This is a genomic window from Halomonas sp. AOP43-A1-21 (genome assembly GCF_052376775.1).
Lineage (GTDB): Bacteria > Pseudomonadota > Gammaproteobacteria > Pseudomonadales > Halomonadaceae > Vreelandella > Vreelandella colorata.
Map to the genome: position 1 here is coordinate 1 of NZ_JBQSWC010000036.1, position 11,428 is coordinate 11,428.

At 57.5% G+C, this 11,428-nt stretch carries 13 protein-coding genes; 6 read left to right on the forward strand and 7 right to left on the reverse strand.

Translation table 11 applies throughout. The annotated features are described in order from the left end of the window. From ACT3R7_RS17205 to def, 5 genes are all read right to left on the reverse strand, one after another. On the reverse strand, window positions 1–146 hold a 146-nt coding region (locus tag ACT3R7_RS17205; RefSeq protein WP_496199311.1), incomplete at its 3' end, for an NAD-binding protein. A 225-nt stretch (window positions 147–371) separates the two neighbouring features. Then, window positions 372–578 carry a dodecin gene (locus ACT3R7_RS17210; protein WP_192538587.1) on the reverse strand — a complete coding sequence of 69 codons (207 nt, stop codon included), beginning with the start codon at window positions 576–578 and terminating at the stop codon, window positions 372–374. A gap of 38 nt (window positions 579–616) precedes the next feature. Continuing rightward, window positions 617–1,966 carry a 16S rRNA (cytosine(967)-C(5))-methyltransferase RsmB gene (gene rsmB, locus ACT3R7_RS17215; RefSeq protein ID WP_193090809.1) on the reverse strand — a complete coding sequence of 450 codons (1,350 nt, stop codon included), beginning with the start codon at window positions 1,964–1,966 and terminating at the stop codon, window positions 617–619. Continuing rightward, entirely contained in the window at window positions 1,963–2,946 is a 984-nt protein-coding gene (gene fmt, locus ACT3R7_RS17220) for a methionyl-tRNA formyltransferase (RefSeq protein WP_193090810.1), read from the reverse strand. The genes rsmB and fmt overlap by 4 nt, the downstream gene beginning before the upstream one ends. A gap of 219 nt (window positions 2,947–3,165) precedes the next feature. Further along, window positions 3,166–3,681, reverse strand: coding sequence for a peptide deformylase (gene def / locus ACT3R7_RS17225; RefSeq protein WP_018918148.1), 516 nt, complete (start codon window positions 3,679–3,681; stop codon window positions 3,166–3,168). Between the two features lie 164 nt (window positions 3,682–3,845). On the opposite strand from def, the gene ACT3R7_RS17230 reads away from it, so the two are divergent. From ACT3R7_RS17230 to aroE, 6 genes are all read left to right on the forward strand, one after another. After that, window positions 3,846–4,739 carry a peptidoglycan-binding protein gene (locus ACT3R7_RS17230; protein WP_192538590.1) on the forward strand — a complete coding sequence of 298 codons (894 nt, stop codon included), beginning with the start codon at window positions 3,846–3,848 and terminating at the stop codon, window positions 4,737–4,739. Window positions 4,740–4,777: 38 nt separating this feature from the next. Then, the gene (gene dprA, locus ACT3R7_RS17235) at window positions 4,778–5,959 is read left to right on the forward strand and encodes a DNA-processing protein DprA (protein WP_192538591.1); all 1,182 of its coding nucleotides are present in this window, start codon (window positions 4,778–4,780) and stop codon (window positions 5,957–5,959) included. A gap of 55 nt (window positions 5,960–6,014) precedes the next feature. Beyond that, window positions 6,015–6,572 carry an L-threonylcarbamoyladenylate synthase type 1 TsaC gene (locus tag ACT3R7_RS17240; protein ID WP_192538592.1) on the forward strand — a complete coding sequence of 186 codons (558 nt, stop codon included), beginning with the start codon at window positions 6,015–6,017 and terminating at the stop codon, window positions 6,570–6,572. A gap of 2 nt (window positions 6,573–6,574) precedes the next feature. Further along, a complete protein-coding gene (locus tag ACT3R7_RS17245; RefSeq protein WP_192538593.1) occupies window positions 6,575–7,417 on the forward strand; it encodes an oxygenase MpaB family protein in 843 nt (280 codons plus the stop codon). Window positions 7,418–7,503: 86 nt separating this feature from the next. Then, complete coding sequence (gene hemF / locus ACT3R7_RS17250) at window positions 7,504–8,421, forward strand: oxygen-dependent coproporphyrinogen oxidase (RefSeq protein WP_192538594.1); 918 nt, start codon at window positions 7,504–7,506, stop codon at window positions 8,419–8,421. A 93-nt stretch (window positions 8,422–8,514) separates the two neighbouring features. Next, window positions 8,515–9,336 carry a shikimate dehydrogenase gene (gene aroE / locus ACT3R7_RS17255; protein ID WP_192538595.1) on the forward strand — a complete coding sequence of 274 codons (822 nt, stop codon included), beginning with the start codon at window positions 8,515–8,517 and terminating at the stop codon, window positions 9,334–9,336. 70 nt (window positions 9,337–9,406) lie between these two features. Here aroE and ACT3R7_RS17260 read toward each other — a convergent pair whose 3' ends face one another. Beyond that, entirely contained in the window at window positions 9,407–10,210 is an 804-nt protein-coding gene (locus ACT3R7_RS17260; protein ID WP_192538596.1) for a M48 family metallopeptidase, read from the reverse strand. Between the two features lie 294 nt (window positions 10,211–10,504). Next, window positions 10,505–11,119 carry a hypothetical protein gene (locus tag ACT3R7_RS17265; protein ID WP_193090811.1) on the reverse strand — a complete coding sequence of 205 codons (615 nt, stop codon included), beginning with the start codon at window positions 11,117–11,119 and terminating at the stop codon, window positions 10,505–10,507. Window positions 11,120–11,428: the final 309 nt, after the last annotated feature.

Genomic DNA, 11,428 nt, shown 5'->3' on the forward strand with positions numbered 1-11,428 from the left:
ATCACAGTGCGAATATCGAGCTTGGTGTGCAGCTCGCGCAGTTTATTGGTGTCGGTATCGACCACGGTGATGTCGTTTTCCTCGCGGGCGAGGTGCTCCGCCAGGGTACCGCCGACCTGGCCGGCGCCGAGAATGATGATTTTCATTACTGAGCATCGGTTCCATTAAAAGCGCCAGCGCAATGTCTAACGTGAAGTCCTAATATAAAGTTCTGATATAAAGTTCTGATATAAAGTCCTGATATAAAGTGCTTATACACAGTTCTTATACACAATTCTTATATACAGTTCTTATATACAGTTCTAACGTAATGCGCTGCAACAAAGACGGCGGCCAGTGTAAACCAGCCGCCGTCGAAAAGCAGGTAGGATTTATTCCAGCGTGAAGCCAACTTTGACAGTGACCTGCCAGTGAGCAACGCGACCATCTTCAATATGACCACGGGTATCGGTCACTTCCAACCAGCGCATGTGCTGAATGGATTCTGAGGCTTTAGCAAGTGCGTTCTGCACGGCGTCCTCGATACCTTTTTCGGAAGAGCCGGTGATTTCTACGTGCTTGTAGGTATGTTGCGTCATGTTATCTCCATCCTTAGTCATGAATTCACTACTTACGTTTAAGCAGTATGCTTCTCTAGTCTGGCATAAAAAAAGCCATCGTGACGTCCCTGTTCGGGAAACAGCTGACGACCTTGGCCGCTCGGCACTCCCCAGGCAACGTCATTGGGCGTGGTCACCTTGGCATCCGGTGTCCGGGCTAAAAACGCATCGATCTGCTTGGCGTTCTCTTCAGGCAGTACTGAACAGGTGGCGTAGAGCAGCGTGCCGCCTTCGCGTAGCAGAGGCCACAAGTTATCCAGTAGCTGCTGTTGCAGCTTGGCTAACTGGCGGATGTCCTCTTTACGGCGCAGCGCCTTGATATCTGGATGGCGCCGGATAACCCCGGTACCGGAGCAAGGGGCATCCAGCAGAATAGCTTCAAACGGCGTGCCGTTCCACCAGTCACGCTCGGCGGCATCGGCATGCTGCAATTCAGCGGATAAGCCTAACCGGTTGAGGGTGTCTTCAACGCGCGATAGACGGTGGTTGTCGCTATCCAGAGCGGTCAGGGCAATATCGAACTGCTCAAGCAAGTGAGCGGTTTTACCGCCGGGCGCGCTACACGCATCCAGCACATGGGCGCCTGCTCGGGGAGCAAGCGCTGGGCCCAGCAGTGCGGCGCTAAGCTGAGCCGCCTCATCCTGCACGCTGACGTGGCCTTCGGCAAACCCAGGCAGGGCCGTCACGTCACACGGGGTATGCAGCGTAATGCCATCCGGCGAGTGGGTGCATAGCTCGCCGTTTAAGCCGGCCTCAACGAGCTTTTCCAGGTACGCTTCACGGTCGTTATAGCGCTGGTTAACCCGCAGAGTCATGGGGCCGGGCTCATTATTGGCCTCGACGATGGCACGCCACTGCTCGGGCCAGGCGTTGCGCAGCGTATCCAGCAACCAGCGAGGATGTGACAGCGCAACGCTTTCATCGCGGTCGACCGCTTCCTGGAGCGCATCGGATTCTCGCTGCAGGCGGCGCAGGCAGCCATTTAACACGCGGGTTGCCCACTCCTTGCCCAGCAAACGCGCGGCGCCCGCCGTTTCACCTACCGCCGCGTGGGCAGGAATGCGCATATACAGCAGCTGATAAATACCCACCAACAGCAGGGCATGGATATCGCTGTCACGCTTTTTAAAAGGCTGTTTCAGCAACGTGGCGGCAAGAGCTTCCAGGCGTGGAAGACGGCGGCAGGTGCCAAAGCAGAGCTCTTTTAAAAGCCCTCGATCGCGGGCAACTACGCTGTGTTCATCCAGACTTGAAAGTGAGCCTTGCTGGCTAATCACCGGTGCCAGAGCGCGAGCGGCGGCGGCGCGAACGTCTTGGCCGCTATTGGCTGACGGGCGCCCGCGTTGCGCTGAACGTTGTTGGCTCATAAAGAGTCTCCTTGCTGGGGTTGCTGACCAAGGCGGGTGCCGGTGGTAAGGCGTGCGTGGCGGGCATTGAGTAAGTCGCGCACCGCCATGGCTTTGCCGCCCGGCAGTTGGGCGCTGCTGATGCAGAGGACCTCGCGGCCTTCAGCGCCGCAGGCGATGCGCAGATGATCTTCGCCATGCTCCAAAAGCATGCCGGGAAGCTGCGGGGCGTGCTCGCCGCTCTCAATGCTTGCCATCAGCAGGCGCAGGCGGTCATCGCCCAATTGGCACCAGGCAACCGGCCAGGGGTTGAAGGCGCGAATTTTACGCGCAAGCTCCTCAGCGGGCCGGGTAAAGTCCAGCTCGGCTTCGGCCTTGCTGAGTTTGGTGGCGTAGGTGACGCCTTCGGCAGGCTGAGGTGTGGCGCTCGCCTTGCCTTGGGCGATATCGTCCAACACGCTCATTAACGCACCGGCGCCTTGAATAGCCAGGCGGTCGTGAAGGTCACCGCCGGTGGTGCGCTCAGTAATCGGCGTGCGTACTTCGTGCAGCATCGCCCCAGTATCCAGCCCCGCATCCATTTGCATGATGGTTACGCCCGAGGCGGAGTCGCCCGCCTCAATTGCGCGCTGAATGGGTGCCGCGCCGCGCCAGCGGGGCAGTAGCGATGCATGCACGTTAATGCAGCCCAGGCGCGGCGTATCGAGCACTACTTGGGGGAGCAATAATCCGTAAGCAACGACCACCATGATATCCGCGTTAAGTGCCGCCAATTCGGCCTGGGCGTCGGTATCTTTAAACGTCTGGGGCTGGTAAACCGGCAGATCGTGTTCAAGGGCAAGCTTTTTCACAGGGCTGGGCGTGAGTTTGCGTCCGCGCCCCGCTGGGCGGTCAGGCTGGGTATACACCGCCACCACTTCATGGTTGCCATCCAGTAGAGCCGCAAGGCTTGAGGCTGCGAAATCAGGCGTGCCAGCAAAAACAACGCGCAACTGTGACATGACAATAGCTACCTAATAACAGGGAAAAAGAGAAAGCCCAGACCAACAATAAAGGCCGAGAAGCGAAGGCATACAACAACTGTTGTGATCACCGGGCTTCTCGGCCTTAAGCGTTGTCATCACGCTTGTCGCAAACGTTTCAGCAAAACTTTCTTGCGAAAACCGAAGTAAACTATGATAAAACGAGGCTATGCAAAACGTAGCTGTAATAAAACAGAGCTAGCCGTTGTCCTGCATCAGCTTATGGCGTTTCTGCATTTTTTTCATAATGCGATCACGTTTAAGCGGCGACAGGTAATCAACAAACAGTACGCCTTCCAGGTGGTCGTACTCGTGCTGAATACAGTGTGCCAGCAGGCCGTCAGCCTCAATTTCGTAAGCATCGCCGTTGCGGTCAAGGGCGTTGAGTTGGACCTTCAGGTAACGCGGCACTTCGGCGTAGTGCTCAGGAATCGATAGGCAGCCTTCTGAAAGCGGTTCCTGCTCTTCGCCGATAGGCGTGTAGCGGGGGTTGATCAAGACAAGCGGCTGCGAATTGTCTTCGCTGACATCCATGACGACGACGCGCCGATGGACATCGATCTGGGTGGCCGCAAGACCAATGCCGCGAGCGTCGTACATGGTCTCTAACATATCGTCGACAAGTTGGCGGATCTCATCGTCAACGGTTTCCACCGGTACCGCCTTGGTGCGCAGGCGCTCATCGGGGAATTCGAGAATAGGAAGTTTGGCCATGAGTTTACAATCACCGTTATGCTGAATCTTTGATAATCAGGCCGGGTCGTTGCGGCCTCACACTGTTCTAATAACTATTATATCACGCTGACAGCACTCCTGGGCATGGGCGCAGGGCCAGCAGCGCGGTGAAAGTCGATCGCAACATCCTCAAGGAGCGTGGGATGACGATACTAGCCTTTAGCGATGTCACGGCCATGCAGCGCGCCCCACGCGTACTGCGTAAACGGTCACTCTACTTAGCATTGGGCCTGAAAAGCGCCGCGCTAATCAGCCTATCGCTGTGGGTAAGCATGTCCGCGGCAGGTAGTGATCAGAATGATGCGCGGCTTAACGAATTAAACCCGCTATCGCCTGAAAGCCTGGATGCCTTCTGGCGTGAATACCGCGTAGTGGAGCCGGGCGAAGCTGTGCAAGCGCCAGCTTACGTCATTGGCGGCGAGAATCAGCGCCTGCTCCATGCGCCGGGCGATACGATTTTTGCGCGAGGCAACGTACAGGAGAATGTACAAAAGAATGCACAGGATATTGCGCAGAAGAGTGCCACGCTAGGTATTTACCGCCCGACGCAAACCTATACCGCTGACGACGGCACGCCGCTGGGCCAAGCGCTCACTAACATTGGCGAGGCGCGCCACTTGCGCACCGCTGGCGATATGCTGGCACTGGAAATACTCCGCGCCCATCAGGAGGTGCGGCGTAATGATCTTATCCTTGTTCGGGAACAGCACCCGCCGCCCTCTGCGCTACAGCCGCAACTGCCTCCCCGCAACGTGAGTGGACGTATTCTTGATGTGCCAGACGGGCTGCGTTTTATAGGCCGCCTGCAGATCGTGAGCATCGATCTGGGTACTCAGGATGGCTTGCAAGCCGGGCATGTCCTTCAGGTTAACCAGCCAGGCGAAACGTTTGATGACCCGCCAGTGACCCAGCTGCCGCCGACGCCCTCGGGCAAATTAATGGTCATTAAGCCTTATCAGCAGGTGAGCTTCGCGCTGGTGATGCAGACATCCAACGTGCTGGAAGTCGGGGATCAGGTAGTGTTCCCGAATCAATAGGATACTTTTAAATCGGACATGCACTTTAAGGAGAGCCAATGGATGCCAGCGAGTGGTTAGTCGTTAACGCCTTGCCGGGAATGGGCGCCTTGCGGATTAGCCAACTGGTGGCCCGCAAGCCACGCTGGCCGGAAGGCTGGCTTGCCGCGCTGCCCAGTAATGCCGCCAGCGCGTTAAGGCTATGGCTTGAACATCCAGAGCGCAGCCCGCTTCAGCAGTGTGTAGACGATGCCTTGGCATGGCAGCAGGGTGGACATCATCGGCATATTTTGCATCGTCATCATCCTGCCTGGCCTGAGCTGTTAAACGAGTTGCCGGACCCACCCGCCATCTTATGGGCGCAGGGGGATCTTGCGGCGCTTAACGGGCCGACGCTTGCCATGGTGGGGACGCGCAAACCTACTTCCGAAGGCAGCGCCAATGCGCAGGGGTTTGCACGGGAGCTGGCTTGTCGGGGGTGGTGCATCGTTAGTGGTATGGCATTGGGGATCGACGGCATTGCCCAGCGCGCGGCGCTCAATGCCGGAGGTAGCAGTATCGCAGTACTGGGCTGTGGCGTGGACGTTATTTATCCTGCCAGACACCGCGACCTTCACGAGCAGCTAAGTAACGCCCCCGGAGGGCTGCTGTTATCGGAACACCCGCCGGGCACAACGGCGCGCCCAGCGTTCTTCCCGCGCCGCAACCGGATTGTGACCGGGCTTTCCCTGGGCACGTTAGTAGTGGAGGCCACGGAGAAAAGCGGCTCGTTGGTTAGTGCGCGCCTGGCACTGGAGCAGGGCAAAGAGCTATTTGCGGTGCCGGGTTCGCTGCATAACGTACAGGCACAAGGCTGCCTGCATCTCTTACGTAACGGGGCAACGCTGGTGCGCCACGTTGACGATATTGTTGAGGAATTGCAGCAGTGGGCAGGCCACTTTCTACCCCAAGCAAGTCATGGCCAGGCAGACTATGATCAGACAGGCCATCAACAAGCAGGGCGTGATCAGCTAGCGGCTGCATCTTCATCTTCACTACCATCTTCACTACCCCCGCGCGAAAGCGAGCCGCTGCCGGATACGCTGCTTAACGCTTTATCCGCAACACCCGTGCCCCTTGATGTGCTGGTACACAATACCGGCGAAACCGTCAGCGGTTGTCAGCAGCGGCTACTGATGCTGGAACTTGATGGATGGGTGGCCCAGCAGGCGGGTGGCTGGGTGCGTTTGCCCAGGCCATGATAAAATATGCGTATTCTCATTATCGCCCGTCGCCTCTAGTAGAGCAGGAGTTGCCATGAAACCGGCCACCAACCTCGAAACTGCCGTTAATGCGTTACATGCAGGTGGCGTGATTGCCTGCCCCACCGAAGCGGTGTGGGGGCTTAGCTGCGACCCGGATAACGGCGAAGCACTGACGCACCTGATGCGCATGAAGGCACGTGACCCCGCCAAGGGCGTTATTTTGGTCGCTGCCAGCATCAAGCAGTTCCAACCCTGGCTAAGCCAACTGCCGCTCGCACTACACGCACCGCTGGCTGCCAGCTGGCCCGGCCCCAATACCTGGTTAGTGCCGGATAATGGCCGCAGCCATCCCTTGGTGCGCGGTGCTCACCAGCGCGTAGCCTTGCGGGTGACCGATCACCCGTTGATGAAAGCATTATGCGAAGCGTTTGGCGGGCCGCTGGTGTCTACCTCGGCCAATCGCGCCGGAGAGCCGCCGGCCATGAGCAGTGACGAAATTGTCAGCATTTTTGGTCAGGAGATCGCCGCAATGGTTGCTGGTGAGCTTGGCGGTAACTCGCGGCCCAGCACTATCCGCGACCTTGCCACGGGTCAGGTGATGCGCGCCTAGCCGTGGCCACTTTTCTGTATGACGCCATGGCGGCGCGCCTGGGTGAGGCACGCGCTGCGCAAAATCCCGGCCCCTTTCCTCTGGATGGCCTGGTGCGCAATATTCATGGCGACTTTACGCCCATGATGTGCGGCGGCATCAGCGCGCTGCTCTTGCAGATGCTGCATCCGCTGGCGCTGGCTGGCGTATGGGATCACTCAAGCTTTCGTCATGATATGGTCGGGCGGCTAAGACGCACCAGCGACTTTATCGCCACCACCAGCTTCGGTACTTTCGAGCAGGCCGAAGAGGCGATTGCCCGGGTGCGCCGGGTGCATGCCAAGGTACGCGGCCACGCCGCCGATGGCCGTCCTTATTCTGCCGACGATCCGGATCTTCTTACCTGGGTGCATGTCGCTGAGATGAGCCGCTTCATGGCTGCGCATCTGCGTTATCGTAATCCTCAGCTTGAGCGCGAAAGCCAGGATCGTTACTTTTTCGAGACCGCCTGTATTGCCGAGGCGTTGGGCGCAAGCAACGTACCCGATAGTCGCGCTGCGATTGATGCATACCTGGACGCTAAACGGCGTGAACTCATTTGTGACGAGCGCACCCGGGAAGTCGTGCAGGTATTGCTAGATGCCCCGCCGCGCCATGTGATCTTTGGCCCGGCCGGTGCGCTTTTCATGCGTGCAGGAATCGATCTACTTCCCGAATGGGCCGCAAATCAGCTTGAACTGAACATGCCACGGATTCAGCGCCGCCTGGTACGGGCCGGGATCAAAAGCGCCATGCCTATGATCAGCCGGGCGGTGCGAAGCGGTGCCTATCGCCGAGCGCTCACGCGTTTCCAATCACGATCGTAACGCTTTAGAACTCGTCTATTTTTGCCGATTCGCCCTTCACCCCTTACCATTACTATTAACCCTTTTGACACCATCTTGGAGACACCGTGGCCCAAGAGCACCTGAATAATGTTAAAACGTACCTGCTGGACCTGCAGGAGCGGCTCTGCGAGGGCCTGGCCGCCGCCGATGGCCGTGGTACATTCCGCGAGGACAGCTGGCAGCGTGAAGAGGGCGGCGGCGGTCGTTCTCGGGTCATTGAGCAGGGCGGCGTGTTCGAAAAAGGCGGCGTCAATTTTTCCCATGTCTACGGTGCTAAGCTACCGCCTTCTGCCACCGCTGCCCGCCCGGAGCTTGCCGGACGCAGTTTTCATGCGGTCGGGGTTTCCTGGGTGCTGCATCCTGAAAATCCGCATATCCCCACTAGCCATGGCAACGTGCGCTTCTTTATCGCCGAGAAAGAGGGTGAGCCACCGGTGTGGTGGTTTGGCGGTGGGTTTGATTTAACCCCCTACTACCCGGTGCTCGATGATGTTGTGCATTGGCATCGGGTTGCCAAAGCCGCCTGCGACCCCTTTGGCGATGACGTATACGCCCGCTATAAGGCCTGGTGTGACGACTACTTCTACCTAAAGCATCGCGACGAAACTCGTGGCGTGGGGGGGCTGTTTTTTGATGATCTCAATGCGGGCAGCTTTGATGAGTGCTTTGCCTTTCAGCGCGCCGTAGGCGATAGCTTTTTGGATGCTTATCTGCCTATTGTGGAGCGACGTAAAACCGATGCCTGGGGCGAGCGTGAGCGTGAATTCCAGCTTTATCGGCGTGGCCGCTATGTAGAGTTTAATCTGGTGTGGGACCGGGGCACGCTATTTGGCCTGCAAAGCGGCGGGCGTACCGAGTCGATTTTAATGTCCATGCCGCCACTTGCGCGCTGGGAATATGCTTACACACCCGACGCCGACAGCGCCGAAGCCAAGCTTAATAGTTATCTGGTGCCTCGTGACTGGCTGGGGATTAGCAGGTAATAAATAAGCAATCCAACGAACGCTTACTGACAATGCACACATAACTACGTAAGGGGATCTTTGGAATATGAAAGAATGCATAGGAGCGAGCCAATGAGTGACCGTTACTGCGTGTTTGGTAATCCCATAGAGCACTCAAAATCGCCACTGATTCACACCGAGTTTGCCCAGCAAACCAAGCAGGACATTGAATATACGAAGGAACGGGCGCCTCTGGATGGCTTTGCCGAAACTTGGCGATCGTTTGTTGAGAAAGGCGGGCGTGGTGCCAACGTAACCGTGCCTTTTAAAGGCGACGCCTTTGCGCTATGCGACACTTTAAGTAAACGTGCCCAGCGAGCCAAAGCGGTTAATACACTAACGGTAGGTGGCAATGGGCTGACGTATGGTGATAACACGGATGGCGTGGGCTTGATACGTGATCTGAACTATCACCGGGTGCCCCTCACCGATAAACGTGTGCTGGTGATTGGTGCGGGTGGCGCCGTGCGGGGCGCTCTGGAGCCACTGCTTGCCGAGCAGCCCGGCGAGGTCGTCCTGGTTAACCGTACCGCTGAAAAAGCCCAGCAGCTGGCAGATGATTTTGCTGACCTTGGCGAGCTGCACAGTGGAGGGTTCAAGGAGATTAAAGGCCCGTTTGATGTCGTGATCAATGGCAGTAGCGCAAGCTTAAACGGTGAGTTGCCACCGCTGCCGGGTAACTTATTTACAGAAGGTGCCTGGGCCTACGACATGATGTATGGCGCAGTACAAACGGTGTTCTTGAAATGGGCGGGTACTCATGGTGCTAAGCGATTGGATGGCCTGGGAATGCTGGTTGAACAGGCGGCAGAAGCGTTCTTTTTATGGCGCAATGTACGCCCTGATACGACCCAGGTACGCCAGATGATACGCCAGATGCTGAACGCCGCCTAACGTCTAAATCATTACGCCAAGATGAGGGCGGTGTCTCATCTTGGCGAATACATCCGTACGCCCTAACTGCTCAAGGGCGCTTGCAGCTAGGCGTCTGCCCATTGCTGCGTGCCTGTTCATAGGTCGCAAGCGCTCTATCCATATTGGCCTGCAGGCCTTCAATACGCTGGCCTTGATTGGGGTGGGTTGACATCCACGCTGGGGGAGCGCTGCCGCCTGAGGCTGCCTGCATATTTTCCCAAAGCGTTACACTTTGACGTGGATCAAAACCTGCTTGGGCCATCAGATCCAGGCCAATAACGTCCGCTTCGCTTTCGTGGCGGCGTGAGAAGGGTAGCGCAATGCCGTACTGCGCGCCCATACCCAGTACGCCCATCAACTGTTGTCCACCGGGGCTCTGCATACCCGAGGCGCTGGAAATCACCGACAGCCCCAGCGAAGTAGCGCTTTGGGTCGAGGCGCGCTCATTGGCGTGGCGGGCGAGTACGTGGCCAATCTCATGGCCGACGACGGCTGCCAGCTGGTCTTGAGTGGTAGCAACATTCAACATGCCGGTGTTTACGCCCATGTAGCCGCCAGGGAGAGCGAAGGCGTTAGGCTGCTCGGCCTTGAACACACGCACCTGCCAATCCAGGCTGCGCTGATCGCCAGGTAGCACGTCAACAATCGCATCGGTGATGCATTGCACATAGCGCAGGCTGGCCTGGTCAGCGGTGGGAATATCCTTCTGGTACTGAGCAAATGCCTGCTGGCCCATCTCGTTAAGCTGGTCGTCGGAAAGCAGCAATAATTGCGAGCGCCCGGTGGGTGAGGTAGAACAAGCCGCGAGCGAAGCGCATAGCGCGGTAACAGCCAATGGACGAAGCCAACGCATAAGATAGTTTCCTTCTGGACGAATAGGTTCTCTACTCACAAGATAACCATTGAGAGCGGTCAAGCAATACCGCCATCATAACTGACTTTACTTGAGGATAGGTATGGGAGGATAGCTCTGTGAGGGTCGGTCTGTGAGGATAGGTATGGACGCGGAATTGAGCCAACCTTTAACCAAGCTACTTGATCATGTCGGTCAATGATTGCCACCGGAAGAACCATTGAAATATCCATGGGTGGCTATGCGGCAGTTTGCGGCCCACTGGGTAGGCCGCAAACGTCTGGAGGAAAAACGTTAACGCTGAGGCGTTAGCTGACCATCTTCGCCCACATTCAGGCGGATAGTCGGCGTTAACAGCCCGGCAGGCAGCGTCATGCCCAGCCCGCGCAGGTCGCCTGGCGTGATGGCCAGTTGACTGCCCGCCGGGAGCTCACCCTGAGCGGCGAGCTGCCGGGCTAAGTTCAGCATCGGCGCCATCTTCTGGGTGTCTGTGCCTAAAACATCAAAAGCCACCGGCAGACGCAGGTTAGCGCCGTCGCCCGGGGTCAATGACACATCCTGGTTGTACTCGCCTTGCACAGGCTCTACGCCCGGCATGTTCAGCGTCCAATCAAAACCTGACATGGCCACCGCCGGCATGCCTGCAGGCAGGCCCAGCCCCAACGCAAGCGTTGCCTGTACCGGCAGGCTACCAGCGCCCAGGCTTGAGGCTAAGAGACTGGTTAGGTCGCTGGTGTCCAGGCCCGCATTGATGCTGTAGGGGCCAATGCGCACGTCTTCAACGCCAAGCGATGTGACTGCCAAACGAAACGCAAACAGGCTCGTTTGAGGAAGCGCCAGACAGCCGGTGAGTAAGCTGGCCAAACTAAGTGTCACAAGCCAGCGCCAGTGACGAACCGCATAACGCATAAGTTCCCTCCTAAGAAGGGCGAAAGGTGAGCGGAAGTGCCCAAAGCGAGGCTATTTGAGGTAGGGCGGCGCTTTTTGTCAATAGATTTTTGGAAGAAGTAGGGATTTGGCCCCTGCTTTAACCCTTGGAAGAAGCTTTGGTGGGAGCAGGCTTTAGCCAGCGATGCAGCGCGAAGCGCTGCTGGGGTTCGTGGCGGTGGCGCGATATTGCCATTCGTCGAGTAAGGGCGGCTGTCGCCGCCATCGCCGAATGAATTCGGCTCCCACGTTGAGTCTACGGATAGGTTGAGTCAACGGATAGAGAGTGTA

Coding starts and splice junctions, on each gene's coding strand:
- fmt (WP_193090810.1), bottom strand. CDS start 2,946: ATGTCACAGTTGCGCGTTGTTTTTGCTGGCACGCCTGATTTCGCAGCC.
- def (WP_018918148.1), bottom strand. CDS start 3,681: ATGGCCAAACTTCCTATTCTCGAATTCCCCGATGAGCGCCTGCGCACC.
- ACT3R7_RS17210 (WP_192538587.1), bottom strand. CDS start 578: ATGACGCAACATACCTACAAGCACGTAGAAATCACCGGCTCTTCCGAA.
- ACT3R7_RS17260 (WP_192538596.1), bottom strand. CDS start 10,210: ATGCGTTGGCTTCGTCCATTGGCTGTTACCGCGCTATGCGCTTCGCTC.
- ACT3R7_RS17265 (WP_193090811.1), bottom strand. CDS start 11,119: ATGCGTTATGCGGTTCGTCACTGGCGCTGGCTTGTGACACTTAGTTTG.
- ACT3R7_RS17230 (WP_192538590.1), top strand. CDS start 3,846: ATGACGATACTAGCCTTTAGCGATGTCACGGCCATGCAGCGCGCCCCA.
- rsmB (WP_193090809.1), bottom strand. CDS start 1,966: ATGAGCCAACAACGTTCAGCGCAACGCGGGCGCCCGTCAGCCAATAGC.
- ACT3R7_RS17240 (WP_192538592.1), top strand. CDS start 6,015: ATGAAACCGGCCACCAACCTCGAAACTGCCGTTAATGCGTTACATGCA.
- aroE (WP_192538595.1), top strand. CDS start 8,515: ATGAGTGACCGTTACTGCGTGTTTGGTAATCCCATAGAGCACTCAAAA.
- dprA (WP_192538591.1), top strand. CDS start 4,778: ATGGATGCCAGCGAGTGGTTAGTCGTTAACGCCTTGCCGGGAATGGGC.